Annotated in this window: 36 protein-coding genes and 1 riboswitch; of the genes, 24 read left to right on the top strand and 12 right to left on the bottom strand. The window is 39.2% G+C overall.

Translation table 11 applies throughout. The features are described 5' to 3' along the window. Positions 1-462 precede the first annotated feature (462 nt). The 7 genes from ACXYMX_RS13425 to ACXYMX_RS13455 all read left to right on the top strand — a co-directional run bounded on the left by ACXYMX_RS13425 (position 463) and on the right by ACXYMX_RS13455 (position 5,870). Positions 463-693 carry a hypothetical protein gene (locus ACXYMX_RS13425; protein ID WP_459044757.1) on the top strand — a complete coding sequence of 77 codons (231 nt, stop codon included), beginning with the start codon at positions 463-465 and terminating at the stop codon, positions 691-693. 119 nt (positions 694-812) lie between these two features. Continuing rightward, the gene (locus ACXYMX_RS13430; protein ID WP_459044758.1) at positions 813-1,310 is read left to right on the top strand and encodes a PH domain-containing protein; all 498 of its coding nucleotides are present in this window, start codon (positions 813-815) and stop codon (positions 1,308-1,310) included. Next, a complete protein-coding gene (locus ACXYMX_RS13435) occupies positions 1,310-2,794 on the top strand; it encodes a PH domain-containing protein (protein WP_459044759.1) in 1,485 nt (494 codons plus the stop codon). The genes ACXYMX_RS13430 and ACXYMX_RS13435 overlap by 1 nt, the downstream gene beginning before the upstream one ends. A gap of 218 nt (positions 2,795-3,012) precedes the next feature. Further along, positions 3,013-3,474, top strand: coding sequence for a helix-turn-helix transcriptional regulator (locus tag ACXYMX_RS13440; RefSeq protein ID WP_459044760.1), 462 nt, complete (start codon positions 3,013-3,015; stop codon positions 3,472-3,474). A 45-nt stretch (positions 3,475-3,519) separates the two neighbouring features. Beyond that, positions 3,520-3,969, top strand: coding sequence for a hypothetical protein (locus ACXYMX_RS13445; RefSeq protein ID WP_459044761.1), 450 nt, complete (start codon positions 3,520-3,522; stop codon positions 3,967-3,969). 447 nt (positions 3,970-4,416) lie between these two features. After that, a complete protein-coding gene (locus ACXYMX_RS13450; RefSeq protein WP_459044762.1) occupies positions 4,417-4,818 on the top strand; it encodes a hypothetical protein in 402 nt (133 codons plus the stop codon). Between the two features lie 371 nt (positions 4,819-5,189). Beyond that, positions 5,190-5,870 (top strand): DUF421 domain-containing protein, encoded by a 681-nt coding sequence (locus tag ACXYMX_RS13455; protein WP_459044763.1) that lies wholly within the window; start codon positions 5,190-5,192, stop codon positions 5,868-5,870. Positions 5,871-6,026: 156 nt separating this feature from the next. Here the strand turns inward: ACXYMX_RS13455 and ACXYMX_RS13460 are convergent, their stop codons facing one another. Both ACXYMX_RS13460 and ACXYMX_RS13465 read right to left on the bottom strand, forming a co-directional pair. Continuing rightward, positions 6,027-7,217: an alanyl-tRNA editing protein gene (locus tag ACXYMX_RS13460; RefSeq protein ID WP_459044764.1), complete on the bottom strand. Its 1,191-nt coding sequence runs from the start codon at positions 7,215-7,217 to the stop codon at positions 6,027-6,029. 63 nt (positions 7,218-7,280) lie between these two features. Next, a complete protein-coding gene (locus tag ACXYMX_RS13465) occupies positions 7,281-8,669 on the bottom strand; it encodes an FAD-binding oxidoreductase (protein ID WP_459044765.1) in 1,389 nt (462 codons plus the stop codon). 250 nt (positions 8,670-8,919) lie between these two features. Further along, positions 8,920-9,024: riboswitch (TPP riboswitch) on the top strand. 103 nt (positions 9,025-9,127) lie between these two features. Between ACXYMX_RS13465 and tenA the strand changes: the two genes are divergently transcribed. From tenA to thiE, 8 genes are read left to right on the top strand one after another with little or no spacing between them, the layout of a single operon-like run. Continuing rightward, a complete protein-coding gene (gene tenA / locus ACXYMX_RS13470; RefSeq protein WP_459044766.1) occupies positions 9,128-9,817 on the top strand; it encodes a thiaminase II in 690 nt (229 codons plus the stop codon). A 21-nt stretch (positions 9,818-9,838) separates the two neighbouring features. After that, on the top strand, positions 9,839-10,585 hold the full coding sequence (locus tag ACXYMX_RS13475; protein WP_459044767.1) for an ABC transporter ATP-binding protein: 747 nt from the start codon (positions 9,839-9,841) through the stop codon (positions 10,583-10,585). Continuing rightward, on the top strand, positions 10,572-11,345 hold the full coding sequence (locus ACXYMX_RS13480; protein WP_459044768.1) for an ABC transporter permease: 774 nt from the start codon (positions 10,572-10,574) through the stop codon (positions 11,343-11,345). The genes ACXYMX_RS13475 and ACXYMX_RS13480 overlap by 14 nt, the downstream gene beginning before the upstream one ends. Before the next feature lie 13 nt (positions 11,346-11,358). Then, positions 11,359-12,369 (top strand): ABC transporter substrate-binding protein, encoded by a 1,011-nt coding sequence (locus ACXYMX_RS13485; RefSeq protein ID WP_459044769.1) that lies wholly within the window; start codon positions 11,359-11,361, stop codon positions 12,367-12,369. Positions 12,370-12,388: 19 nt separating this feature from the next. Next, positions 12,389-12,910, top strand: coding sequence for an energy coupling factor transporter S component ThiW (thiW, locus tag ACXYMX_RS13490; RefSeq protein ID WP_459044770.1), 522 nt, complete (start codon positions 12,389-12,391; stop codon positions 12,908-12,910). Beyond that, positions 12,879-13,691 (top strand): bifunctional hydroxymethylpyrimidine kinase/phosphomethylpyrimidine kinase, encoded by an 813-nt coding sequence (gene thiD / locus ACXYMX_RS13495; protein ID WP_459044771.1) that lies wholly within the window; start codon positions 12,879-12,881, stop codon positions 13,689-13,691. Before thiW ends, thiD begins: the two co-directional genes overlap by 32 nt. Beyond that, on the top strand, positions 13,684-14,493 hold the full coding sequence (gene thiM, locus ACXYMX_RS13500; RefSeq protein ID WP_459044772.1) for a hydroxyethylthiazole kinase: 810 nt from the start codon (positions 13,684-13,686) through the stop codon (positions 14,491-14,493). The genes thiD and thiM overlap by 8 nt, the downstream gene beginning before the upstream one ends. Further along, positions 14,483-15,097, top strand: coding sequence for a thiamine phosphate synthase (gene thiE, locus ACXYMX_RS13505; RefSeq protein WP_459044773.1), 615 nt, complete (start codon positions 14,483-14,485; stop codon positions 15,095-15,097). The genes thiM and thiE overlap by 11 nt, the downstream gene beginning before the upstream one ends. A 50-nt stretch (positions 15,098-15,147) precedes the next feature. Here thiE and ACXYMX_RS13510 read toward each other — a convergent pair whose 3' ends face one another. The 7 genes from ACXYMX_RS13510 to ACXYMX_RS13540 all read right to left on the bottom strand — a co-directional run bounded on the left by ACXYMX_RS13510 (position 15,148) and on the right by ACXYMX_RS13540 (position 19,955). Continuing rightward, positions 15,148-15,570 carry a hypothetical protein gene (locus ACXYMX_RS13510; RefSeq protein ID WP_459044774.1) on the bottom strand — a complete coding sequence of 141 codons (423 nt, stop codon included), beginning with the start codon at positions 15,568-15,570 and terminating at the stop codon, positions 15,148-15,150. 140 nt (positions 15,571-15,710) lie between these two features. Continuing rightward, entirely contained in the window at positions 15,711-16,445 is a 735-nt protein-coding gene (locus tag ACXYMX_RS13515; RefSeq protein ID WP_459044775.1) for a hypothetical protein, read from the bottom strand. Further along, a complete protein-coding gene (locus ACXYMX_RS13520) occupies positions 16,442-16,978 on the bottom strand; it encodes an RNA polymerase sigma factor (RefSeq protein WP_459044776.1) in 537 nt (178 codons plus the stop codon). The genes ACXYMX_RS13515 and ACXYMX_RS13520 overlap by 4 nt, the downstream gene beginning before the upstream one ends. A gap of 150 nt (positions 16,979-17,128) precedes the next feature. Next, entirely contained in the window at positions 17,129-17,692 is a 564-nt protein-coding gene (locus tag ACXYMX_RS13525; protein ID WP_459044777.1) for a GNAT family N-acetyltransferase, read from the bottom strand. 14 nt (positions 17,693-17,706) lie between these two features. Then, entirely contained in the window at positions 17,707-18,348 is a 642-nt protein-coding gene (locus ACXYMX_RS13530) for an EamA family transporter (RefSeq protein ID WP_459044778.1), read from the bottom strand. Positions 18,349-18,441: 93 nt separating this feature from the next. Then, positions 18,442-19,572 carry an IS200/IS605 family element RNA-guided endonuclease TnpB gene (gene tnpB, locus ACXYMX_RS13535; RefSeq protein ID WP_459044779.1) on the bottom strand — a complete coding sequence of 377 codons (1,131 nt, stop codon included), beginning with the start codon at positions 19,570-19,572 and terminating at the stop codon, positions 18,442-18,444. A gap of 131 nt (positions 19,573-19,703) precedes the next feature. Continuing rightward, positions 19,704-19,955 carry a hypothetical protein gene (locus ACXYMX_RS13540; protein WP_459044780.1) on the bottom strand — a complete coding sequence of 84 codons (252 nt, stop codon included), beginning with the start codon at positions 19,953-19,955 and terminating at the stop codon, positions 19,704-19,706. Between the two features lie 237 nt (positions 19,956-20,192). Here ACXYMX_RS13540 and ACXYMX_RS13545 point away from each other — a divergent pair, with 237 nt between their 5' ends. The 5 genes from ACXYMX_RS13545 to ACXYMX_RS13565 all read left to right on the top strand — a co-directional run bounded on the left by ACXYMX_RS13545 (position 20,193) and on the right by ACXYMX_RS13565 (position 23,235). After that, positions 20,193-20,393: a PLD nuclease N-terminal domain-containing protein gene (locus tag ACXYMX_RS13545; protein ID WP_459044821.1), complete on the top strand. Its 201-nt coding sequence runs from the start codon at positions 20,193-20,195 to the stop codon at positions 20,391-20,393. Beyond that, positions 20,390-21,292: an ABC transporter ATP-binding protein gene (locus ACXYMX_RS13550; protein WP_459044781.1), complete on the top strand. Its 903-nt coding sequence runs from the start codon at positions 20,390-20,392 to the stop codon at positions 21,290-21,292. Before ACXYMX_RS13545 ends, ACXYMX_RS13550 begins: the two co-directional genes overlap by 4 nt. Continuing rightward, positions 21,289-22,071 (top strand): ABC transporter permease, encoded by a 783-nt coding sequence (locus tag ACXYMX_RS13555; RefSeq protein ID WP_459044782.1) that lies wholly within the window; start codon positions 21,289-21,291, stop codon positions 22,069-22,071. Before ACXYMX_RS13550 ends, ACXYMX_RS13555 begins: the two co-directional genes overlap by 4 nt. 111 nt (positions 22,072-22,182) lie before the next feature. After that, on the top strand, positions 22,183-22,467 hold the full coding sequence (locus ACXYMX_RS13560) for a hypothetical protein (RefSeq protein WP_459044783.1): 285 nt from the start codon (positions 22,183-22,185) through the stop codon (positions 22,465-22,467). A gap of 63 nt (positions 22,468-22,530) precedes the next feature. Then, positions 22,531-23,235: a CBS domain-containing protein gene (locus ACXYMX_RS13565; RefSeq protein ID WP_459044784.1), complete on the top strand. Its 705-nt coding sequence runs from the start codon at positions 22,531-22,533 to the stop codon at positions 23,233-23,235. Positions 23,236-23,294: 59 nt separating this feature from the next. Here the strand turns inward: ACXYMX_RS13565 and ACXYMX_RS13570 are convergent, their stop codons facing one another. Further along, positions 23,295-23,522: a hypothetical protein gene (locus ACXYMX_RS13570; RefSeq protein WP_459044785.1), complete on the bottom strand. Its 228-nt coding sequence runs from the start codon at positions 23,520-23,522 to the stop codon at positions 23,295-23,297. Between the two features lie 110 nt (positions 23,523-23,632). Further along, complete coding sequence (locus tag ACXYMX_RS13575; protein WP_459044786.1) at positions 23,633-23,821, bottom strand: CsbD family protein; 189 nt, start codon at positions 23,819-23,821, stop codon at positions 23,633-23,635. A 411-nt stretch (positions 23,822-24,232) separates the two neighbouring features. Between ACXYMX_RS13575 and tatA the strand changes: the two genes are divergently transcribed. Further along, positions 24,233-24,430, top strand: coding sequence for a twin-arginine translocase TatA/TatE family subunit (gene tatA / locus ACXYMX_RS13580; protein WP_459044787.1), 198 nt, complete (start codon positions 24,233-24,235; stop codon positions 24,428-24,430). Between the two features lie 9 nt (positions 24,431-24,439). Next, on the top strand, positions 24,440-25,240 hold the full coding sequence (gene tatC, locus ACXYMX_RS13585; RefSeq protein ID WP_459044788.1) for a twin-arginine translocase subunit TatC: 801 nt from the start codon (positions 24,440-24,442) through the stop codon (positions 25,238-25,240). 51 nt (positions 25,241-25,291) lie between these two features. On the opposite strand, the gene ACXYMX_RS13590 is transcribed toward tatC, so the two are convergent. Then, complete coding sequence (locus ACXYMX_RS13590; protein ID WP_459044789.1) at positions 25,292-25,414, bottom strand: hypothetical protein; 123 nt, start codon at positions 25,412-25,414, stop codon at positions 25,292-25,294. Between the two features lie 202 nt (positions 25,415-25,616). On the opposite strand from ACXYMX_RS13590, the gene ACXYMX_RS13595 reads away from it, so the two are divergent. Together ACXYMX_RS13595 and ACXYMX_RS13600 are read left to right on the top strand one after the other, a co-directional pair. Continuing rightward, positions 25,617-26,063 (top strand): hypothetical protein, encoded by a 447-nt coding sequence (locus tag ACXYMX_RS13595; RefSeq protein WP_459044790.1) that lies wholly within the window; start codon positions 25,617-25,619, stop codon positions 26,061-26,063. Positions 26,064-26,195: 132 nt separating this feature from the next. Beyond that, on the top strand, positions 26,196-26,984 hold the full coding sequence (locus ACXYMX_RS13600; protein ID WP_459044791.1) for an N-acetylmuramoyl-L-alanine amidase family protein: 789 nt from the start codon (positions 26,196-26,198) through the stop codon (positions 26,982-26,984). Positions 26,985-26,994: the final 10 nt, after the last annotated feature.

Below are 26,994 nucleotides of genomic sequence, written 5' to 3' on the forward strand. Positions count from 1 at the left end.
GATTTGTACGAAACATATGGCATTTGACGCACAGCAAATGATGAAGGACATTCCTAAACTCGGAGTGGCTTAACCGACTTATTCCGAAGGAATACTAGACAACTGGATGACACGGAGAAGCCGGCATTATTTTTTCCATTCGACCATTGAGTCCCTAAAGGAGCTTCGCCAGCCTCCGCCTTATGACTAGACCGAACGAAGGAATGTGGGCGCGTCAGACGCCAAGAGACATGGGAGGGTACGTCATCATAAGCAATGCGGAGATCCATAGTGCATCGTATAAATAAATATCATCGTTTTTTTGAAAATATATCCAACGATGACCGCGTAGCGTATCCAACTCTGTTTGAATATTCACATAACAATAAAACGAGGTTAACCAACGTGTCGAAAAATATTTTTCCGACACCCTACAACGGCTTAAACCGTTGATATATCAATGTTTATAGAGGGAGGGGTATGTTGAAACTTCCGAGACTCTCAGAAATTAAATTTTTAAAATTAATGATCCATTCTTTTTTAGTTGTTTTTGCTTTAACTCTAATAACCCTCATTAGTAAAGACATACTAGGGTGGGCACTTGGACATCCAATGGAAAAAGATGTTAGGTATGTATCTACTGGTTTATTTATGATTTGGTTGTTATTTGCTTTGCAAAAAGATAAATATAAAAGACAAAATAACGACTGTTGAAAACTCTATAAAACAAATGGGTGCAAAAGTGTTTTTTCATCCTACTTCCCATTCATTGAATCTTTTTCTTATTCCAACCGTAATAAGGGTAGAGAGTTTTACTTGAGGAGGGTCACTGAATGCATACACCTATTGAAGAACCATCCAAACGGTTATCGAAAGAAATTATTCCTTCGATGAGATGGGGCGCTTTGATCAGCGTTGCCGTCGAAGTTGTCATCGCAGGGATTCTATATGGAGTCAGTATCTATTTTGCATGGCCGGAATGGGTCAACTGGATTCTCCTATTTGTGGCTGTCGTAATTCTAACCGGCGCTATTTGGTCGATTGGATTACGACCGTTTTTTGTGTTTAAAAACACGCGTTATGAAGTGAGTGAAGAATTTTTGCAACTAAAATCGGGCGCATTCCACGAAGTTCATGAGCTGGTTCCGATGGCGAAGATCCAGGCGGTTTCAACGCATCAAGGCCCGATATTACGGAGATTCAACTTGTATTCGATCGCTATAGAAACGATGGGCTCCTCTCACGCCATTGCAGGGTTGCCGAAACAAGTAGCGATAGACGTAAGAAACCAGATTGCACATCTGGCGAAAATTCGGGAGGTGGATGAATAATGGAGTTTAAACGTTATCATCCATTGACAATCCTTTTTGGCATATACGGATTTGTCAAAAACGTGGCTTTTTTCGTATTTATGTTATTCGTTTTTAATTATGGTTCGGAATCAATGCTAATCCGTATTGGACGCTGGGCTTTATTATTCGGGGCCGTTTTGACGCTTGTTTCATTACTGATGAAATGGTTCTCTAACCGATATGCTGCGGATGAACAGGCATTTCATTTGAAAGCAGGCGTTTTCCAAAAAACGGAACGTATCGTTTATTATGAAAAAGTTCAAAATGTCCAACGACGCACATCGTTTTTACATAAGATTTTCCGTATGACGTCGATTTCTTTCCAGACTGGTGCAACCGGGGTGGATGCTAAAGTTGAATTCAAAGCAGTGACACAACAAGAAGCTAATCGATTGGAATTGTTAGTAAAAGAAGCAGGTTCTAAACGAATTGAAGTTCCACATACGGATGCTCATATAGTGGAATTGGCTAAAGAAGAAGTGCAAAGAGTCATCCATTTCACACCTACACGTAGAGAAGTCGTTAAAGCGTCTTTCACTTCCCTCAGTTTTTTGTTTCTGATTGTCATTGCCGCGTCTGTCTTTTCTAAAATTAGCGCATTATTCGACGTTGAAGAAGCTGTAGAGGGATGGGTGTTATCCTTATTGACCTCTGGGTGGATCATTGCTGGTATTGCAACGGTTTTAATTATCGTGTCTTTCACAATCGGCTATATCCGGACATTCATCACATATGGAAAGTATGAAATCGCCTCGGATGATACACGAATTTACATTTCCAAAGGTGTTTTGGATGAATCCGCTTTTTCGATACTGAAGAAACGTGTTCAAGGGATTGAAATCTCTCAGTCGTTTATGAAACGGCTGCTAGGATTAGCGGAAGTGAAACTGATCAGTGCTGGTAGTCTTGGGAGTGACGAAGATGAAGTGAGTACACTCTATCCTTTCTTGCCGGTAAAACGTGCGTATTCAATGATTAAGGAAGTGCTGCCGGACTACGAAGTGAGTACTGATATGAAACAACTTCCACGAAAATCATTATTTGTGAGAATCGTGAAGCCGTATTGGTTCTGGCTCATTGTAACAGCAGTGCTTACGTATTTCCGGAATGATCTATTTGAAAAACCAAATGCATGGTGGCTCATTTCAATTGGTTTTCTCGCAGTGCTCGTTCTTGCACGTATCGTAAACTATTGGAACACATCTTATGCAATAACGGACCGTTTCATCCAAGTAAGTGAAGGGACGTTAGGAAAGACCACATATTTGACGCGACGCGATAAGATCATCGAAGTGTCCGTTAAACGGACGAAATTGCAGCAAAGGACAGGACTTGCGACAATCGGGCTCGTCAACCGCGCGCAGCCTGTACGACATGAAAGTTTGCCCGATGTGTCTGTCGAAGAAGCGAGCCGATTTTACCACTGGTATGTGTTAAGGGCAGAAGAAGTTCAGTTGGAATAAGTACGTAAAAAGGTACTTAGGCACCTAGAGTCTGGAACGGAGATCAACGTGTTAAATGTTCTCCGCTCGGGGACGATTCATGTATAAGGAATCTGCAGCCTACTCAATAATAGGGCTGTTTTTATAGGAATAGAATTCTATTTTTAAAAGTTCCTTCAGAATATAATGGCGTTTGTTTAAAATTATAGACAAATAAGAGCCAACTAGGAGGAAAGAAAATGGATAAAAGTATACTAAGTTTAAAACTAAAAGAATACCGTAAACAAAAAGGTCTTACACAAGAAGAACTCGCGGAGTTATTAGACGTTAGTGATAAATCAATATCAAAGTGGGAATTAGGCAATGGCTATCCAAGTAAGAAAAACATGATGAAAATTTCAGAATTACTGGACGTGTCATTAGAGGTTTTATTGATTGAAGAACAAGCTGAGGATAACAGATTGAAAAGAAGCTTTAAATATGCTTTGGTTAGCTACTTTATTATTATTTCACTAACGATATTAATTAGAGGCATCAAAGAAGCAGATCGTTATAAAGATATACTAAGTAGCGATCTTAGTGACATTATTAAGATAGTGATTGTTAATTTCGGACAAAATATTTATATTGCCATTGTGCCAGCATTGATTATTGGCTTAGTCTCTCATTTTTACTTAATACCTCGACAGCAAGCTGATTAAAATAAGGAGGTAAATATCATAAAGCGTTTTATTGTTATTTTAATGATGACAAGCTCTTTACTATTAATTGCTTGTAGCCAAGAGAATAATTCAAAATATTTTTCATCGAAAGAAGCTGCTTTGGAGAATCTAATTCAAAGTGAGGAAGTTAAAGGAAGAATTGACTTGATAACTACAACGGACGAAATAGAAATTTTAGTGATTGAACATGATAAAAATAATTATTCTGTAGCTGAATTGGTAAAAGATAAAAAAGGCTACACTGCCAATCGAATATCAGCAAATGTTGTTATGGAGTTAGGTGGAAGTTGGGAATTAAAAACAAATACCAAACACAAATACACAATCTATTTTGAAAAAAGGCAAGAGAATCAGAACTTTTATCCTTTATCGAATGAGGATTATTTTATCTCACTTGTAGAAGGACATCAGATAACAAAGGAAGAATCAAATTCTACGAATTCAATAAAAGATATTAGGGCAGTAAAAGATTAATTCCGGGGTAGTTGGGGGTTCCTCGACAAACTCTATATTCCTGAAAAGGAGTTAGCAAAATGCCAACTAGCTAAAATTGTCATAGTAAATGGAGCTGGCAGCAGACTTTTAAAAACTATTTTACATTAATTAGGGGAATGACGTGTCCTTATTGTGGAGAAAAGCAATATCTAACTGCACGTCTGAGAAGGGTAGCACATTCATTCCTTTTATAATAGTCCCTGTAATAATGCTGCTTAAGCTTTTCTTTGGTCCTTCTTATGTTGCTGTATTTTCTCTTTTGAGTTTAATTCCGTTGTTTTTAATAATTAGTCCTTTTTTTGTTGAATTGTCTAATGAAGAAGAATCTCTCTTTCACTGATACTTTCCGAAAAGGGAGCGATTGTAATGTATACGGTCCAATTAGTTGAACAAGATTTTCAAGTGTAAATTAGGGGAAGTGAAATTGTGAGAAAATTATTTCTTATGTCTATACTATTCATTGTGTTTTTATTTGTAAGCGGGTGTACGAATAACTCTGTAAAAAAGATTAAAGCAGATTACTTTGATATTGGTTTTGGACAGAGTTTGTACGAGGGATATAACAAAGTGGATAATAAAACTGTTCAGTCACTTGTGAAGGCTTACAATCAAATAGAATATAGTGGACAAACAAATCAACAGATCGATAATGAAAAGGAAATATCGATAAACTTTATCTATAATGACCAAATATCAGGTGCTTTAGTAATAGATGATAAGGGGATTTTTCATCTAGGAGATGGTGCTGAAAATTATCAAATGGAGCCAAATAGCACTATTTATGAAGAAGCAATAGAAATATATAACGATGTAAAAAAGCAATATTAAGTTTTATGATAAGGGAGCTACTTCATTGAAGTAGTTGATTAATCAGCTGCCTCTACAGGGCAGCTTTTCTTTTTGGGCAATTAAATGAACTGCTTCTATGAACTAGCATTATATCAACCTATCGTGCATGAAGCACTCAATCCAATTAAGAGATTGAATCGATGTTTTTCAGGCGGATCATAAGTTTCTTTCACAACTCCCATGAAAATTCAGTACCATTCTGCACTCATTTTCATTCCCTTCTGTTTGTTGTTATTTTTTGCAATATATGGATAGCTAACACGTTTAGTTGAAGATTATATTCAAGCAACAACTAGGGTAGATTAAAGGTGGATGGCGTGTTTTAAGGATGGATGGAGTGTTGTGAAAAAATGGGAGTCACAAACTTAACAATTGAACTTGTGGTTGGATTTGTTTTCCTTTTCCTAATAATTAAGTTTGTAGGGAAGAAAGTTATTAATCAAATATCACCTTTTACCTTTATTGCAGCTATTGTATTAGGTGAATTATTAGGAAATGCTTTATACGATGAGAAAATAGGGGTTTTTTATATTGTTTACTCGATGGCCGTTTGGGGTGGGTTACTTTTTATTTTTGAGTATCTAAGTCAAAAATCCCTTGCGTTTAGGGGCGTGGCCGAAGGGAAACCTTCAGCACTTATCAAAAATGGTATTGTCGATCGAGAATCATTAAAGAAAAATAGGTTGACTATTAATCAGTTGCAAAGTCTGCTTCGACAAAGTGAGACCTTTTCGATTCGTGAGGTCGCCTATTGTTATTTAGAGGCGAATGGATCGATTAGTATTTTAAAGAAATCAAAGTACCAGAAAACTACTCAGGAAGATTTCAATATGCCTTCAAAATTAGTTTTTGTTCCAGTCACTTTAATAAGAGATGGTGAAGTTTTGTGGGATGAACTTAGTGATTTGGGTTTTACTGAATCTTGGTTAAAATTACAATTAAATACTCAAAATATTACGGACTACCAAGATGTTTTTATAGCCGAATGGCTTCAAGGAGACGGTCTTTTTGTCCAGTCTTTTAAGAAGTAAATGGAGTAAGGTTCATTCGTTTTTGATGGGCGTTGGAAAGTTACTGATTGGATGACGCCGACTCAGTGAAACATCAAAAGGGAGCAAAGCGAACTCCCTTTCATGTTTGTATTTAGTTTGTGTACTAGGGAACTGATGGGGTACACATTTTTTTGCTTATAACGTAACAGCGTCGTGCATGGCTTGCAAGAGTTCTTCGGCATGGACTTTTTGTTCGCCCCCACCTTGTACAAAGCTATCATTGCCGCCACCTTTTCCGTTAATTAGGGAAAGTGCAGCAGACGAGATTTGTTTCATGCTTGTTTCCACGGCTTCTCCTCGAGCTGCGACAAACTGAAGGCGATCTTCATTTTGAGCGACAAGAAGTGCAATTGTATGTTCTGAATCAGCAATAAGCAGCCGCGCAAGTTTTTGTAGTTCTTGTACCGTTCGATTTTCGTAAGTCGCTTTTATAATCGGTTGCTGCTGACTGTTCGTTAATTCTTTCGCTTCAAAAATTAACCGTTGTTCGCGCGCTTCATTAAGTGCTTTTTCAAGCGAATGATTCGTGTCGAGTAATTTTTGAGCGGCCGAACTAACTTCGTATTCAGGAACACTTAATCGTTTGGAAGCATCGGCTAATTCTCGATTTTTCCAGTGCAATTGGTCAAGTATGCGATCGCCACAAACAAAGTAAACACGCGTTTTTTGCTTATGTTTTTCGGTCGATAAAATCTTGAGTGCTCGCACTTCACCTGTTGAAGCAGGATGTGTTCCTCCGCAACCATTATCATCGAAATCCGGAATGATAACGAGTCGGATGTCGCCTGAAACGGCAACCTGTTTTCTCAAATCGTACTGATCTAGTTCCCCTTCAGTAATCCATTTCGTTTCAATGGATCGATTATCTAAAATTACTTGATTCGCTAATCGTTCTACTGCTTCAAGTTGTTCGGCCGTCACGTTTTGAACGTCTATGTCGATCGATACAATTTCTTTCCCTAAATGAAAACTTACAGTAGGGAAATTAAATAATTCAACGAATGCCGCAGAGAGGATATGCTGACCCGCATGTTGTTGCATATGGTCAAAACGATGTTCCCAGTTAATCATGCCCTCCACTTTATCCGCTGAACCAAGACTTTTCTCCAAGAAATGGCGGATTTCACCATCCACTTCCTCCACATTATGTACCGCAACTCCGTTCAACGTTCCGATATCAGACGGTTGTCCACCACCTGATGGATAAAATGAGGTGTTTTCTAAGACGGCAAAATAAGTACCATCTGAATCTTGGGACTCGTGAACAAGTTGCGACACAAACTCTTTACAGTAAGCATCTTTGTAATAAAAACGGTCTTTCAACATACCAACAACTCCTAGTTTTTTATTAAGTTTATCATAAAAGGAAAAGCTTAAACCAAAAGAGGTTTAAGCTTTGTCTGTGCTACGAAAAATTTTGTTTGGATTGAGTAAATTATCTGGATCGAGTGCTTTTTTAATTTTATTCATAACGAGCAATGCAGGTCCATGTTCTTGTTCCTGGTACTTCGCTTTACCGATTCCTACACCGTGTTCTCCAGTACATGTGCCCCCACGTTCAAGCGCATAGGTGACAATTTTTTCATTCAATAAATCAGCTTTAGCAATTTCCTCAGCGTTGTTTAAATCAATCATTAGGAGCACGTGGAAATTACCATCACCAACATGGCCGACAATTCCACCTGGCATTCCAAGTGATTCAACTGTTTCACGTGCATAATTGACTGCACCTGCTAATTCTGAGATGGGGAGACAGACATCTGTTACCATCATTTTTTTACCAGGATGACCGTGAATAAAAGCATAGGCTAAATTATGACGAGCCTCCCACAGTTTGTTGCGAGCCGCATTATCCGTTTCGAATTCAATGCCTTCACAGTGATGATCTTCGACGATTAACTTCATAAAATCAACATCTTGCTTTAATCCTGCTTCGTTCCCGTGAAACTCCATAAATAGAGTTGGTTTTTCTTTGTAATCTGTTTCACTGAAAAGATTTGATTGTTTCATTGATGGTTCATCCACTAATTCGACTCGAGCTATTGGGATACCGGCTTGTAAGATGGAGACAACAGCTTCTACCGCATCATTCACAGTAGGAAAAGAAGCACGTGCCGCTGTTACACGCTCAGGTATGCCATGAACGAGGAGGGTCAATTCTGTAAAGCAGCCTAAAGTTCCTTCAGAGCCAACAAAAATGCCGTTTAAGTGAAGGCCGGACGCAGACTTCGCAGCCAAATTACCAGTGTGGATAACGGTTCCGTCAGCCATCACGACTTCTAAATCCCGAACTTGGTCACGCATAACGCCATATTTTACGGATGTAGTTCCGCTGGCATTGGTTGCTGCCATTCCACCTAGTGTTGCGTCTGCTCCTGGATCAACGGAGAAAAACAAGCCATGCTTTTTCAGTCGTTGGTTTAGCTGTGAACGCGTTACACCCGGTTGTACTTTGACAAGAAAGTCATTTTCCTTCACTTCTAAAATTTCATTCATAAGGGAAAAGTCGATTGTAATTCCGCCCTCATAAGGGATGATATGGCCTTCCAAACTCGTGCCAAGTCCAAAAGGAATAATGGGAACTTGATGCTCAGTCGCAAGCTTCATAACTTCACTGACATCTGCAGTCGATTTTGGGAAAACGACGATATCAGGCAGACTTGGTGTATGGTAGGATTCATCTCTTCCGTGAAGTTCCTTTACCGTTTGGTTGACCGAAACTTGGTCGTCATTTAGGATTTGTTTAAGGGAGTTGACTATGTTTTCTATTGAATTCATTCTGTTAATCTCCTTATGTTAGATGTACGAGACATCAGTAGTTTACTAAAAAATATGTATTCAATTATTGTACGTACCGTTTTCCATTATACTACAAAAAACTATCGAATCCATCTGAACTAACTTTTAATTGTGAAAAAATAGAGTCGGTTTTGGAGTGCTAATTTTAAAAAGATTTGCAATTTAAGTTTAATGTGATAATCTTTAGAAGAATTCAGCGCTGAATTTTGTAAGCTATCAACCAATTGAATATATCTGCTAGGGGGGCCTTTCTAGGCTGAGACACATCTGAAGATGTAAACCCTTTGAACCTGATCTAGTTAATACTTGCGTAGGGAAGCAGCTGAAAAACTACAATCAGGTTTTATAAATATGTAGTCAACAGCCGCTTTCCGACTTTGGAAGGCGGTTTTTACTTTGTCTGAAATAAAAAGTGAATTACACAGGAGGAATTATTCATGATAACTACTAAAACTAAAAAATTTACAGATAGACTGTTTGAAAATGCACAGCCAATTTGGGAGAAGAGTCACAATCATCCCTTCGTACAGGAAATTGGTAAAGGGACACTTGCGGAAGATAAATTCATTTATTACATGAAACAAGACTATGTGTACTTAGTTGACTACTCAAAGTTGTTTGCGGTTGGCGTCCAAAAAGCCCTCGATCTACAAATGATGCAAAGCTTTTCAAAAACACTCAACGATACGATTCATTTTGAAATGGATTTACACAGGGCATTTGCAGCGGAATTTGGAATTAAGAATGAAGAACTTGAAGCAACTGAACCAACTCCTACAAATTTGGCATACACACGTTATATGTTAAATGTTGCTCAAAATGGATCGTTAGTTGAACTTGTCTCTTGTTTATTGCCATGTGCTTGGGATTATTGGGAAATTGGTAAGTTGCTTCGAAAACAGTACGGCGACCAGTTGGCAACAAATAAGTATTCGAAATGGATTGAGACGTATGACTCTGAAGAGTTTGCAGCAGGTGCGAAATGGTTGATTGAACTCATGGATCAGCTGACTGAGGGGAAACCAGAGCGTGAGTTGGCACAAATCGAAAAACACTTCCAAATGACATCTAAATATGAGTACCTGTTTTGGGAAATGAACTATACGCAAGAAAAATGGCCGATTTAATTAGGTATGGGGTTGTAGACAATGACGTTAGTACTTAAAGACATCTCGTATTCATTTTTCAATGAAAATAAAGAGCCCAAAAAAGTGTTGTCCGGACTGAATCTAACAATTGAACAAGGTGAGTTCGTTTCGCTGATTGGCAAAAGTGGTGCGGGAAAAAGTACGGTTTTAAGACTAATAACAGGATTGCTTACGCCACAACAAGGATCGATTACTGTAAATGGAAAGCCGATTGCGTTGGGGGATGTGGGATATATGCCCCAACGTGATTTGCTCCTACCTTGGCGAACGGTTATTGAAAACATGGTTATTGCTGGAGAAATCCAAAAGGATCTACTGATTACGAAAGAAGAAGCTCGCGAATGGTTGGAACGCGTTGGTCTTCTTGACTATGAAAATGCACTTCCTAAGGAGTTATCAGGAGGGATGCGGCAACGAGTGGCTTTTTTACGGACATTATTAACCGGAAAAGAAGTGTTGCTGCTAGATGAACCCTTCGGAGCACTGGATTCATTAACCAAAAAAGAGATGCAAACATGGCTCTTGTCCATTTGGCAGGAGTCGGGCAAAACGGTGTTGTTCATCACGCATGACTTGGAAGAAGCGGTGTATATGAGTGACCGCATTGTGCTACTTTCACCCAATCGTCCAACTGAGGAAATTGCAGTGGGATTAACGCATCCGCGAACGAAGGACATGCAAAATTCAACGGAATTGGTTTTGTTACGCCAGGAATTGGAGAAGAAGATTGCTTATGACAACGATTAAAAAGTGGTTCCAGTCGTACGCATTGTTCATTACTTCAGCGTGTATTCTCTTATTGGGTGTGGAGTGGCTTGTTCGTTCAGAAGTTGTCCCAGCGTACATTATCCCAGCGCCGTCAAAAGTCGTGTTGGCGATTATAAATAATTGGCAGGCACTCATTTTTGAACATTTACGTGCGACGATGCTGGAATTTGGCATTGGCTTTGCGATATCTGTTATTGGTGGTGTGGGGTTAGCTGTTAGTATGTTTTATTCGAAAACAGTTGAAAAACTGATGTATCCTGCTGTACTTATTTCACAAACGATTCCAATCATTGCTTTGTCCCCAATATTTGTCCTTTGGTTTGGTTATACAATTTGGAGCAAAGTTGCAGTCACGATACTTATCTCGTTTTTCCCGGTCGTTGTCGGAACGTTTGATGGCCTTCGTTCAACGGACAAAGAGTATGTGGAGTTGCTTCGAACGATGGGGGCAAAAAGAAGACATTTATTTTTCAAGTTACAATTCCCGTCTGCTTTGCCCTCCTTTTTTTCGGGGTTGAAATTGGCCATTGTCTCCGCTTTAATCGGTGCAACAATCGGTGAGTGGCTCGGCGCAAGTGAAGGACTTGGCTATTATAGCCGCCGCATGTCGGGGAATTTAAATGCAGAAGGCGTATTTGCAGCGATTACATTGCTTTCGATTGTCGGGATGTTGTTATTTAGCTGTGTCACGATGATCGAAAAACATTTTTTACGATGGAAAAATGATGAAAAGACATAGGAGTTGAACGAGTATGAAGAAAAAAAGCCGATTGTTTCAAGCGGTATTGATTGTTGCCGCTGCCTTATTAGTTGGGTGTTCTCAAACTGCAAAAGGAGATAGCGATACGGGTCAAGCATTAGAAGAAATTTCAATCATGCTCGATTGGTATCCGAACGCAGTGCATTCGAGCCTCTATTACGCAAAAGAAGAGGGATTATTTGAAGAGGAAGGCTTGAATGTGACGATTGAAATGCCTGCGGAGACAAGTGATCCCCTTAAACTTGCAGCTACTGGAAAAGTCGATTTGGCAATTAGTTATCAAATGCTCGTTGCACTTGCACGAAGTGAAGATATACCAGTTGTATCTCTTGCGACATTCGTAAGACATTCACTGGACGGGGTTATGTTTAAGGAAGAAAGTGGTATTCGTTCGCCGAAGGATTTAGAAAATAAGAAAGTAGGCTATGCATCTTCAGCCATAAGTGAAGCGGTCATCGAAACGATGGTCGAAGCAGACGGCGGGGACCCAAGTAAAGTGCAGATGGTCGATGTCGGTTGGGACCTTATGCCTGCAATTTCGACGGGGAATGTTGATGCCGTAACAAGTGCTTATGTGAACCATGAACTCGTTATTTTAAGAGAGGAAGGGCATAATGTCGACTGGATTAACCTCTCTGATTATGGTGTACCTGCAAATTATGAGCTGATTTTGGTTACTGGAGAGAAGGCGTTAACGAAGAAGAAAGCCGCTTTTGAAAAGTTTTGGCGTGCCTTGACAAAAGCACAAGATATTGTTCAGGAAAACCCTGAAATAGGTTTACAAGTTTTATTGGACCACGAGAATGACAGCTTTCCATTAGATGAAAACATTGAAACGCAAAGCTTGAACGTCTTATTACCACTTATGGATGCAGGGGCTCTACCGTTTGGGTACCAGGAAGAAGAAAGCTGGGCCGAAGTTATCAATTGGCTCGTTGAAAAAGAGTTAATTAAAGAACCGTATGATGCAAATGAAGTTTTTGAGAACATTATGCAGAAGTAAAGAGATTGGAGACTATCGAGTGAATAAAACGTTTAAATTGACGTTAACGTCAATCATTGTGGCACTGACAACTTTATCGAGTCACCTTATTTATATTCCGGTTGGTTTCACAAAAATATTTCCGATTCAACATTTTTCAAATTTACTGTTAGGGGTCATTCTTGGACCTTGGTATGCAGTTGGAGGCGCATTTGTTGTCTCTACATTAAGGAATATGCTCGGAACAGGCTCAGTTTTTGCTTATCCGGGGAGTTTAATCGGTGCGTTTTTAGCAGGTTTTTTATATATGAAAACAAAGAAAATTGGTTTTGCCTTTGTAGGAGAAATTGTTGGGACGGGGTTACTCGGGGCGATGGCTACGTATCCAATTGGTGTACTTCTTTTCGGAAGGGAAATGACTCTATTTGGTTTTATTCCCGCATTTATGATTAGTTCAGTAACGGGAGCAATTATTGCTTATATATTGCTGAAAACATTAATAAAAAACAAAGCAATTGGAGGTTATCTAGATGAAAACAGCACTCACAATAGCGGGATCTGACTCTGTAGGCGGCGCAGGGATTCAAGCGGATATAAAGGCGATGTCCGCACTCGGTGTGTTTGGAATGTCTGTCATTACAGCTGTAACTGCGCAAAATACACGGGAAGTTCGTTCTGTACAAAACATCGATCTAAACATCATTCGTGATCAAATCGAAGCCGTCTTTGATGATATCCAAGTAGATGCAGTAAAAATAGGGATGTTAGGCAATGCCGAAACCGTTCAAGTAGTTGTAGAGTCACTCAGAAAATACAATCCGAAACATATCGTAGTAGACCCAGTGATGATTTCAAAAGGAGGCCATCACTTACTGCAAGAATCGGCAGTAAAGGCATTAATCAAGGAGTTGCTTCCTTTAGCATCCCTTATTACGCCGAATATTCCAGAAGCAGAAGTGTTGGTTGGGAAATCCGTTCAAACAGAAGACGAAATGTACAAGGCGTGTATCCAATTAAAAGAAATGGGACCAAGCGCCGTGCTTATAAAGGGTGGTCATTTATCAGGGGATTCCAACGATCTTTATTATGACGGAGAAAACTTCCACTGGTTAACTTCTAAACGCATTGAAACGAAGAATACCCACGGTACAGGATGTACATTATCTTCTGCAATCGCTGCGAATTTAGCAAAGGGTAAAACGATGTTCGAGGCGGTTTCAGAAGCGAAAGTATATATCACGACGGCAATTACACATAGTCTAGCTTTGGGTTCCGGTCATGGCCCAACGAACCATTTTCACGATTTATACGAAAAGGCGTATGGAGTCTTGCAAGATGAATAAAGAAGAAGTAATGAAGCTGTATGCAAGCATTCGAAAGGAAAACCCGTTAGTCCACCATATTACGAATGCCGTCACGATAAATGACTGCGCGAATGTCACACTCGCAGTTGGAGCATCGCCTGTAATGGCAACGAGTATTGAGGAAGTAGGAGAAATGGTTCAACTTGCAGATGCACTTGTTGTGAATATCGGTACCCTTCAAGTCGAAGTGTTTAAAGCAATGGTTTTGGCTGGAAAGGTTGCAAATAAGAAGGGGATTCCAGTTGTTTTTGACCCAGTCGGAGTAGGTGCTACAACATTTCGGAAAGAAAAAGCAAAAGAGTTTTTAAGTGCAGTTTCGGTCGCTGTCATTCGCGGCAATGCGAGTGAGATGGATTCGTTAATTGGAGGAACGTCAAAAACTCGTGGAGTCGACACAGGAGACGTTTCGCTGACGATGAAAGAGCTTGCGATTCGAGTTGCAACAACTTTTTCATGTGTTGCTGTTATAAGTGGAAAAATAGACACGGTTTCCAATGGCCAGGAAACCGTTCAAATTGATAATGGAGACAGTTGGTTAAAAAACATTACGGGGACTGGTTGTATGACCACTTCATTAATCGGGTGTTTCAGCGGAATGACAAAAAATTATCTACATGCAGCAGTTTCTGGAATGTCGTTAATGAGTTTATCCGGTGAAAGAGCGAAAATACAACTTCAAAAAGATGAGGGAATTGGCATGTATAAAGTAAGGCTTATGGACGCCATTTTTAATATGAATGAGGACATTTGGAGAAAAGAGGTGAGGTTAATTGAAGCTTGATTTGACTCTATACTTTGTTACAGAAGAAGCGGTTCCACTGAACGATTTATTGAATATTGTTGAAAAATCGATTGAAGGTGGAGTATCACTAGTTCAGTTACGAGAAAAAAACAGCGGTGGCCTTGAATTTTATGAAAAGGCGAAAGCGATAAAGGAATTGCTTTATGGATATGACGTTCCTTTAATTATCAATGATCGTGTCGATGTAGCGCTTGCGGTAGGCGCGGCAGGTGTTCATATTGGACAAAGTGATTTGCCGCTTGCTGTAGTTCGAAAGCTTGTCCCTACCTCAATGATTGTGGGCGTTTCAGTTGGAACAGTAGAAGAGGCGATATTAGCTGAGCAGGCGGGCGCCACTTATTTAGGTGTAGGCGCGGCATTTCCAACGGGAACAAAAAGCGATTCAAAAAAATTGCCGGATGGAATGCTTGCGGAAATTACACAATCTGTTTCAATTCCAAGTGTAGCAATAGGAGGCATTACGCTAGAAAACATTGGAACTCTACAAGGTACGGGTATAGTTGGCGTTGCTGTCGTATCAGCGCTGATGAAAGCTGAGAATCCCAAAGAGGCAGCTAGGAAGCTTCATCAGAAGTGGGAATAAAGTCGTTTTGCTGGATATAGGAAAACGTTAACTTCTACAACACTATTCACTTACTTATGAGAGATGATATGACCTATCTTTTTTAATGCAGATTGGATTATTAACTTTATTTCTTGGATGATGGAATGTAGTTTAGTGTGAATACGTTCTTTTATATCTACTAATTTTAGCGTTAACTTTTCATAATGTTCTTTCCATACTGTTTTTGCAATAAATAATAAAGCCAATAGCAAGATTAGGGATATCGAAAAAACCCACATAAATTGAAAGAAAGGCGTATTGCTAAATCCGTTATAACCAAAGTGAGTAATGCTGCCGCTACTTATTAGAATGATTACGAACACAGGTGCAATTTGAAGTACCCAATCAGGCGTGAATAATTTAAGGAAACGGACAAGAAATGGCGATATAAAAACAATGAAAATTATATATAAAGTTGCGATTAGCAGATCGAATAAATAGAGTATGTCCAACTTGTCTCCTCCTTTTATTTGGGAAATCCGAAAAGTTCTATGATACTATATATACCCTTTAAGTTCGGTAAATATTCATAGATAAGGAGGAGAGTTGAGAAAGAGGATCATAAGAATCACAATCCTCTCTCCAAACTTCTTTATTCTACAATTTCAAACGTCTCGAGCATATAGTGGAATCTTGCGCCATGCCCTTCGGAAGCTTCAAGAAAATAATTTCCGGTGATGATAAAACTACCTTCTCTCCCGTTGGAAATAACATATGCATGAACAACTTTAGAATCCCATTCGTATCCTTGTACGCCATGTAAAAGAAAACCTGCAACAGGTTCCGTGACTGTTTCAACTTCTTTAAGCTCTGGAAAATCCTTTTTCAATTCGGTTTCGAGCTTTGTTGCTAGTTCTTCGGGCAATTCATTTGGAACTTGTTTGATAGTCAGTGAAACTTCCGGGTAATCTTCCGGTAAGGGTTCTAACGTTCTAATTGCATCCATGTCTTCACCAGGTATCATTTTATATCTAGTTTCGTCGATATAAATGATATACTCTGAACCTGAACCCTCATTTAATTGGACCATGGTTTCTTCATCGTTGCCTTCGATGCCTTGAATCATTTCTTTTTCGGGGGTGAACATATCTTTTATACCTTTTATTAAAGCACTGCCAGTATTCGTCTGTAAGCTAAACAAAAGGAATAGACTAGCAGCAATTGTAATTCCCAAAGGAACGAAGCGATTCTTCTTTTTTACCTCTTTTTTCTTATGATTAAATAAAACCTTATCCAGTTTGCCCCATATTTCATCTTGCATTCCATATGTTTCATGTGTGGTTCTTTTATATACGTCCTCTTTTACTTTCTTATCCAAGTCGCTCATTGTAGCGTACCCTCCCTTCCCATTAGCTCCAGTTGATTTCTTAATTGTTTCCTCCCCTTGAACAAGCGTGACTTGACCGTGTTTTGATTCAAGTCAAGAATAGAAGCAATTTCCTTTTCAGTGAAGCCTTTCACGTATTTTAGTAGGAGTGGAATCCGATAGACATCATCAAGGGACTGAATTGTATCGTATAAGTCAGACAAGCCGTCCAGGGCTTCATGAGTGTGAGAAGGTAGATTTTCTAAGTCTTGATCGTCAAAACTAGCAAGCCGCTTCTCTTTTTTCAGCAATCGTAGACATTCATTCGTTAGGATTCGGTAGAACCAAGGGTCAAATGGAAGGTTTATGTTGTAGCTGTTAATACCTTTGTAGACTCGTATAAATGTTTCTTGCACTGCATCTTTAGCCAATTCTCGATTACGTGTAATTGCAGAAGCAGTCCGAATCGCATATTCAGCATATGTTTCATAAAAAAGGCGAAAGGATTCTTTATCGCCCGCTTTTATTTTTGTGACCCAGTCATCAATCTCCACGTACCCTTCACTCCTTTCAGAACGAAAAATAATTGCTCTTACTATATATACCCTTAAAAAAGAGAAAAAGTTTTCAAGGAGAACTTTTTTGAATAAAAAAAGTCAGTTACTCTCATTTATTTGAGAGGTAACTAACTTTTCATAAATGGATTAAACTTTTTTGACCATATGGTGGAAAGGTTCACCGATGATTGTCCAAGGAGATACAATCTCGTACCCAATTCTAGTATAGAGACGAATCGCGTCTTCTTTTTCTGTTTCAACATTTAAAGATACCTTTTTAATCCCCGATTTTTTTGCAACTTCTTCGGCGAACGTAAATAATTGTGTGCCAATCCCTTTTCCACGGAAACGAGGGTCGATGCAGACGGTGTTGATGTAAAGCTCATCCGGAAGTGATTCAGGATCAATTTCAGAAACCGCTGCGCCTCTTTCGGCTAGCCATGCACTATGATTTATGTCTAACTGTGGAGCTTCCTCTCCAGAATAGAGCACCATAATCCCGGCAATTTCACCTTCGAGTTCAGCGATGTATGTGAACTTGTATGCGTGCATATTATCATCACGTCTAAAAAGCTTGCATAATCCTTGTTCAATTTGATCAGGATCTGTTTCCCCAGTCATTCTTTGAGCAATGTCTCCGATTGCGTCAACGATGAGTGGGGCAGATTTTTCTGCATCTGATGGTCTTGCCTGTCTAATTGTAATTTCCAAAACAATCCTCACCTTTATTCTAATAAATTCATTTTGTTTATTTTATAGTGTTGCCTTCTCTCCTCAAGGGTAGGCAAGATCATGCCAAGTAAGATGATCACGATGCCTAGAACCTGTAGGAGAGTGAGGGACTCGCTTAGTAAAAGAACAGATACGGTAACGGCAACCGGAAGCTCCATAGCACTTAAAATCGATGTCATTGCCACACCAACTTTTGGTACGGCAATCGTGAATAAGTAAATGGGAATGACAATCCCGAACAAACCAAGAATCAAACCATAGATCCATAAACCTTCACCGAAGAGGGTGCCATTCCAAACAATTTCTGGTGTTTGAAAAAACCAAATAAAGATAACGGAAAAAAAGGATGTAAATAATAAACGTGTTTCTGTATCCATACCTTTAATTTGTTTTTGATTAATCATTACAAAAGATGAAAAACTTATTGCGGAAGCAAATCCCCATGCCCAACCTTGCCAAGGAATCGCACTTAAATCAGCGTCAATAACACCTGCGGCAAGAATCGTTCCGCCAAAAAGGAAAATAAGTGAAAAAACTTCAATACGTTTCGGCAGTCGTCGATTAGCGACACAGTCGAATAGTAGTCCAATCCATGTGAATTGAAACAACATCACGACAGCAAGTGAAGCCGGCATATATGAAATGGCCTGCCCTTGAACTACCCCCACTTTCACTTTGTTTAGAAGTGGGGGATTCCTAGGTTGTAAATCCTAACGGATTTAAGTTTACTAGGCTATCTCCGTAGTCCCTACGGTTAAACGAATCGCTTCGTTGCGAATATTTATGCTTGCATTAAGATCTCGGTCGTGAGTGGTGTTGCAAGTCTTACAGTTCCATTCACGGATGGCAAGATTCTTAACGGCTTTGTTTTTAGTTCCGCAGCACGAACACAACTGACTACTCGGAAAGTTTTTCGCAACTGCGACAACTTTTTTCCCGTACCAGCTTGCTTTATACTCTAGAAGTGCTCCGAACTCCGACCAGCTAACATCACTGATTGATTTTGCTAAGCTTTTGTTCTTTAACATAGTGTTTACTTGCAAATCTTCGATACCAATAACATCGTGGTTTTTAATGAGATTGGTCGTGAGTTTATGCAAGAAGTCCGAGCGTGTATTTTTAATCTGTTCGTGAATTTTAGCTACTCGGATGCGTTGCTTGTTGCGATTTGAAGAGCCCTTCGCTCTACGAGCTAAGATTCTTTGAGCTTTTGCTAATTTATTTTCTAATTTTCTAAAGTGTCGATTGTTTTTGATGACTTCTCCGTTGGAAAGTACGGCAAAGTCGCTCAATCCGAGATCAATGCCAATGGTTGAGTGTGTTGGTTTCAATTCTTGAATTACTTCTTCGGCCAAAAGTGACACAAAATACTTGCCGGACGGTGTCCGTCTAACCGTGGCATTCAAAATACGACCGCGAACTTCTCTACTTTTAGCGAATCGAACGAATCCGAGTTTAGGTAACTTTAATTTGTTTTCTATAATGGCTATATTGTTGTTCGTAGATTTGGTTGTATAGCTTTGTACTGGATTTTTCTTGGATTTGTACTTTGGGCGTTTGTTTTGCTGCTTGAAGAAACGATCATACGCATCCGCCAAATCTCGAAGAGATGATTGAAGTGCGATGCTATCGACTTCTCGCAACCAATCGATACTCTTCTTGAGCTGAGTTAATTCGCTGGAACATTTCACGTAACTCAAGCCTTTACCTGTACTTTTATATGTTGTATCCCAAAGGTTTAGGTAGGTGTTGAACACGTACCTCGAGCAACCTATGGTTTTATTAATTAATGTTGTTTGTTCTTGATTCGGGTAAATTCTAAACTTATAAGCTTTGTGTCTAAGGTTGCTTGTCGGCACGGACGACACCTCCTTTTAACTTATTATTTATTCTGTATACTACATTATATCTTATTAAGTTTATTTTAAAAAGAGGGGCATTCATCCCCCACTTTCGCTACGCTTAGAAGAGGTGGTTTTCTGCCTAATTTTTAATAAACCGTACCTGTCGATGCAGTAAATAAACCGGCTAGGAGTAAAGTGGTTCCACCACTGAACTTTGGAGTAGTGCGCCGTACAATGATAAAAATAAGTAATGCTATAAAAAAACCAATAAAGTATTGGCTTGTAATGGCCTCTGCAGCTGTAAAACCGTCACGTATTGCAAGTTTTACAATTGTTGATAAAATACCATAACAACTTGCCGCCACAACAATCATTATTGGATACATCCATTGTTTCATAAGAAAAGACCTCCTGCTTCGTCAGAAAAGTATAGCACGATAACTTAGAAAAAACATGTGCGAGGTCTGACGACTAGACGCTTTGAAAACGATATGAAAAATAGGAGTCTAGCGGTGTATTATGCAAAAGTGAATTGAGTATTTTTAATATTTGCAAAAACCAAACACTTTGTTCTATACTTAGTAGAGCAGAGGTGGTATATTAATCATAACATTAGAAAGGTTGTGGATGATTTGATGGAGGAACTAGCGAATATTCCGTGGAAATTGATTATGCCAATCCTTGTCTTGCAGGCCATCCTAATGGTTGTTGCGTTAATAGATATCATTAGGCATCGGAGCACAAGGGGTTCATTTATTATGTGGATACTCATTATTGTTCTTGTTAATCTAATTGGTCCTATTCTTTATTTCATTTTCGGGAGAAAGCAAGAATGACTAGTTTACTTGAAGTAAATCATTTGACGAAAATGTATGGGGCTTCAAAAGCAACGGATTCGGTATCTTTTGAGCTTGAAGAATATACATCGACTGCGCTCATTGGTCCAAATGGATCCGGCAAGACAACAACGTTATCCATGCTTGCAGGTTTAGTAACACCTTCTACGGGGAAGATCGAATTTCAAGGGAATACCAATCCAGACATTCGGTCAATAATTGGATTTCTACCTCAGTATCCGAAATTCTTTTCGTGGCTGACCGCACTTGAATTTATGGAAATGGCTGCAGGGTTAAGTGGTGTGGAGGCTAAGAAGGTGACGATGGAAGCGAGAAAGACTTTAGAATTTGTTGGCCTTGGCGATTCGCTGAAAAAGAAAATAGGTACATTTTCAGGGGGAATGAAGCAACGACTTGGACTTGCGCAGGCGATTGTTCATAAACCGAAATTACTACTTCTTGATGAACCTGTATCGGCACTTGATCCTGTTGGAAGAAGACAGGTGATGAATTTATTAAAAGAGATTCAGCAAGAAGCAACAATCCTGTACTCGACACATATTTTGAATGACGCAGAAGAGATGACAGATCAGCTACTTTTCTTAAGAAAGGGAAAACTCGTTGAACAAGGTACTCTTGACGATGTCCGGACACGTTATGCAGAGCCACGCATATGTATTGAATTTGACAATCCCGCAGAATTGCAGCGCTTTACGGAACAGGCACCTTGGAATGTAGCAGCGATTGGGGTTACTGCATCGATTGACGTTGAGGTTGAACAAGTCGAGATGTCTTCTATTTTGTCCATATTGACTACAGGAATGTACCAAGTTCAAAAAGTGGAAAGGCAAACGGCAAGTCTAGAAGACATATTCATGAAAGTGGCGGTGATTGAATGAGTGGATTTGGCGTGCTTTTGAAAAAGGAGTGGCTTGAAAATACTCGCAATTTCAAACTTCTTTGGGTCCCGCTAGTCTTTATCCTATTTGGTATCATAGAACCCGTGACAAACTACTACCTACCTGAGATTATGAAAAGTGTAGGCAACATGCCGGAAGGAGCAGAATTTCACTGGCCTGAATTTCAAGGGACAGATATTTTCGTTTCTTTACTCTCGCAGTACCAACTCATCGGTACCCTCGTTATTGTCCTTGCTTTTATGGGGGTGATTTCGGGAGAGCGAAAGAGTGGAACGGCGACACTATTATACGTTAGACCGATTTCGTTTAGTAGTTACTTCCTTAGTAAATGGGTGGTTGTAAACGGGATCGTGCTTGGAAGTGTCTGGCTCGGTTTTCTAGCAGCTTGGTATTATATAGACATTCTTTTCGATCGCGTTGACGCTGGGCAAGTCATTCCTTTTATCACAACATATAGTTTATGGATTGTTTTTGTTGTAACAGTGGTTTTAGCACTTAGTGCATGGCTTCCAACTGGAGGTGCTGCAGGTTTAGCAATTTTTATCACACTAATTTTGCAACTGATCGATTCACTAATCGGGCGGTATTGGTCGGTGTCTCCGTGGAAACTACCTACCTATGCTACCTATTGGTTTGAGGCGAATAGTGAGATGTCAGATTTCTGGTGGAGTGCTGGGCTTACAGTCCTAGTAATAGTGGGACTTATTTTGTTTGGTATCTTTATGTCTAAGCATAACGCGGCAAAAACTACGATTTAAGCAATAAAATCAGGCGATGGTGAAATATTTTGAAAACTAAACCTATTCTTAACCTTTATCATATAGTATAGATAATAGAATAACTATATTGGTAGATCGGAGGTGGAGGATATGGAAAATGCAGAATATATTGCAGAACAACCTGTTTCCGCGGTTCGTAATCAAGTGATACCTCAAATGTCCGTAGGTCAATGGGTCATAACGTTCGTATTGCTAGCAATTCCGCTTGTTAATATTATAATGATGTTTATTTGGGCGTTCGACCCGAATAGTTTACGAAGAAACTTTGCAAGAGCTTATTTAATTATCGCTGCAATTATGATAGCTTTATCAATTGTTTTTGGTATTATTATGGTTGTAATCGGTGCGTCGTCTGGAATATTTAATTCGTTTTAATTAAAGATGACCTATCTGAGTTTAGATAGGTCATCTGGTTTAATTGATATGGGGTGGTGTCGTATGAGTACTCAGAACTCAGATCGTTTTATAATGGCATACAATCGGATCGAGAAATCGATGGATAAAGAAAGTGGATTAACGGGTTATATGCCATTTTACCGTTTGATTGATAAAGTTAAAAAGAACAATGCAATCGTTAGAAAGTTTGAGGATGATCTGCGTGAATTTGCAGATTTACGGAATGCAATTGTTCATAATCGAACAGGTGTGGATTACGCAATAGCCGAACCGCATGATAATGTGGTGGAATTGATAGAGTACATCGATCGAAAGTTATCAGAGCCAGTTACAGTTGGCGTATTGTTCCAACGAAAGGTACATACATTGAAGGTGTCTGATACCCTTGAAAGAGGCCTAGAATTAATTCGTAAAAAAAGATTCAACAAAATCCCGATTTATGACAACGGGAAGTTCATCGGTCTAATAACGGCTGCGGGTATTACGTTTTGGTTAGCGAATACGTATTCAGACGGAGAAGTTTCACGGGAGACCACAACCCTCTCGGATGTGTATTTCCATGAGAAAAAGGAGAAAGCGTATCGATTTATTGATAAAAATCTTTCTGTTTATGAAGCCGAGGAATACTTCAAGAAATCGGTTGTCCAAGGTAGAAGGCTGGAAGCGTTACTAATTACAGAAAATGGACAAGCGAATGAAAAATTGCTTGGGATTATAACGCCTTTGGATTTACTGCGTGTGGAATAAGAGAGTACTGGATAATAAAAAACTGCGACTTTAGTCAAAAGGGCGCAGTTTTTTTATTATCAAGGGTACTTTTCCTCGCTAGAGGATTCACTTTTCGTGTCGCGATGAACTTTCTCTTCTTGCAATTCAAGTCGCAAATCTTCGAGGGGAATGGCGTCGACTGTTTTCATATCCTCGTGCATGTCGTAAATACTTTCTTTATCGGTCCGAAGATTTTCAGGGTTATCCATATAAGGACCTTCGGCATCTTTTCGGTCACGTTCAGTAAAAACCTTCTTTTTAGGCAAACTACTCACACTCCTTGTTTGGAGTATTTACTTTACAAGTAGCAAATAAACATAGACAAAAGAAACGAGTTCCTCAGTTATCTGAAGGAACTCGTTTCTTTAGTTGAAAGTTATTTATTATCGGAAAATTTTTCTTTTAGTTTACCAATTTCTTCTTGAGCTTTTCCTTTTGCTTTATCCAGTTTTCCTTCAGCTTGAAGAGATGCATTGTCTAATGCATTTCCTACTTGATCTTTCACTTCACCCTTTGCTTTGTTGACTGATCCTTTAATTTTGTCCGATAATCCATCATTAAACATTGTAAAACCTCCATAAATTCGACTTATTTTAAGAATACCCTTATGGCGGATCAGGTAAACGTATCCATATTTTCTTTCAGGTAAATTGAGTAGCAAAACGGACCATACTAAGTGTAGAACAAGTGATTATGGCATTTTAAATAGGTGCACTCAATTAATTTGATGAAAAATGTTGAATTTGTATGAAAACGTGTCGAAATCGGCATGCTTACTGTAAGCGCTTATAGTATTAATAAACTTAAAAGGTAAGTGATGCAAAGGAGGAGCATAGATGCCATATAAGTTTGCTAAAGCGGATTACGAAATTCTGGGAACCTTATTCGTCCTGTTGTCACAAAGGTGGATAAAGTTCAATCCCTCTGCATGCAATTATTTCGAAGAGTGTTTGATATATGAAAGGAGACGAATGCAATGAACTTAGCAGCTATCGGCGTTCCTGGTTTGATCCTTATTCTCGTCATCGTCTTGATTTTATTTGGACCACGAAAATTACCTGAAGTCGGTGCGGCTGTTGGTAAGACATTGGCGGAATTTAAAAAATCGGCGAAGGACATTATGGATGAAGATGAACCGGTTCAGATAGAAAAAAAGAAAACGGATCAAGTATAAGGTGATTTTATGGACCCTACTGGAGACCACAATCGAAAAATAGAAAGTCCGCTCGATATTGTTGAAGTAAAAGAGCATCAGGAGCCCTTGGAACCTGAGAAGGAAACAACCGAAAATGAGTCACTAATCAACCATTTGACTGATTTAAGAAAACAACTGATTAATAGCTCAATTGTATTTCTAGTTACTTTTATTGGTGTCTTTGCTTCCATTAATTATTGGTTTCCTTATGTGACCCGAGGACATGAGCTTGTCATTCTAGGACCGCTTGAAGTTGTGCAGTTTTATATGTCGATATCGTTTGCTCTATCGCTGGGGTTATCCTTGCCAATCATCAGTCATTTCTTTTGGAGGTTTATAAAGCCAGGGTTGAATGTAAGAGAAAGTCAGTTTCTAAGCCTTTATTCGCCGGTAATGCTTCTTTTATTTTTAACCGGTGTAGCGTTCGGGTATTTTGTTGTCAATCCAATTAGTTACAACTTTCTCCTGTCGTTAGGTGCGATTAATTTTACAATCATGGTCTCGGCACAAGAATATGCACGATTTTTATTAATGACGACTGTACCGCTTGGTTTGTTGTTCGAATTACCTATCGTAGCAATGTTTCTTGCTGCCATTGGGCTCCTGACAGCAGATACGATGAAGAAAGTTCGAAAGTGGTCGTATGTGACCCTTGCAGTTATTTCGGCACTTATCACGCCACCCGATTTCATCAGCCAACTGATTGTTTTTATTCCGATGATGATCCTTTACGAAGCGAGTATATATGTTGTTAGGTCGGCGGAGCGTCGAAGTTCTGTTGTAAATTAAAAAGATGGGCATCCTCTTAAAAAAGGGATACCCATTTTTTGAATTGATGTCTTACTTATCTGAAGGCATATCTTTGAAAGTGTTGACCTGCTTCATTAATTTGGTTCGTGCACCTTTATTTCTCATCAAATAGGCGACGCCAAGTCCAAGCGCTGTAAAAGCCATTTTCCTCATATATTCACCCTCCTTGTTTTCATCTATAGATGGTTTGCCCAACTTTCGGAAGTCTACACAACGAGTCGTCAAGAAGGTTATTCCATAAGATATGAGTTTCTTTTTAAATGGTATGCAAATACATAATCCAAAGTCATAGGTTCCCCCTATCCAGGTGCTTGAATAGAATATCAGTGAAGCTAGGTTTCGGGGGAGAGTGCAATTGAAGGAGATTATCATCGCATTAATCAGTTCTTCAATTACCATCGTAATTACAAGTTTTTTTACGTATCATTTTCAATTAATGAAAGAAGTTCGAAACGAATCTGTTAAATATAAAATAGAAATTCTGATCAAGGTGTATACACCCATATTAAAAAGCCTAAGAGCCGCCATTGTGCCTGGGGAAGGGTATGACGGGATTACAAAAGAAATTTTTTTCGAAATAGAAGGGATTGTAAAAAGAAACTACGAATTAGTGGATCCAGATTTAGAGGAAATAACATGGTCATTAAGGAAAGAAATTCGATTGGAACATTACGAAGAAAGTTCAAAGTTATTTGATCAGGATAAGAAATTACTAACCCATGCGGAGCAACACTTCAACTTTTATCGAAAACAATTGGGGCTTCCATTTGATAAAACCAAAATCTTAAAACGCTTTGTATGAAAAGGTGGGACATCTGAAAGTTGGGATGTCCTTTTTATTATGACTAAGAAATGGACAAGTGCCGTTATGCGGAAAGTTGGAGTGAATAAGATATATAGAAAGTCGTATTAACACGAAGAGGAGGTATCAGAAATGGTTAAAATTGTAATCGACGCAGGACATGGATTGAATACACCTGGCAAACGTTCACCGGATGATGAGGGGGAGTGGTCATTTAACAATAAAGTAGCCTTAGCTGCCATTGCAAAACTAAAAACATACAAAGATGTAGAAATTCTTCGTGTGGATGACCCGACTGGTAAAACAGACGTCGCCCTTGGAAAGCGAACAAATATGGCAAACGAATGGAATGCCGATGTATATGCTTCAATTCACCATAACGCGTTATCAGGAAAATGGGGCAAACATAGTGGAGCCGAAACATACACGTCGGACAGAACAAATGCGGATCCGAAATCTAGAGAGATTGCAGGAGCTGTCCATCCAAGGGTTGTGATGGCAATGGGAATTAGTGATCGAGGGATGAAGCGCGCAAATTTCCATGTACTCCGAGAGTCAGAAATGCCGGCATTCTTAACGGAGGGTGGATTTATGGATTCAGTAGTAGACATCGTTAAGCTACGGGATGATGACTATTTGAAGGCGCAAGGTGAAGCAATTGCCGATGGACTAGCGATATACTTTAAATTGCAACCAAACAACACGCCAATAACACCTAAAAAGGAAATCGTAGAGAATGTATATAAGCCATCTTCCATTACTGTCTTACGAGCAACAATTTCAGTCTTAGAAAGGCTTGAAAAAGTGAATAATGGATCTTTTTCGCCCATTTGGAGAGAGAAATTGGAAAATGGAACACTTACAGATTCCGATGCGATCGGGCTTCTATACGTCGCAATAGAACGAGGATTATTAGAGTGAAAAATAGACT

Source organism: Sporosarcina sp. CAU 1771, assembly GCF_054482775.1.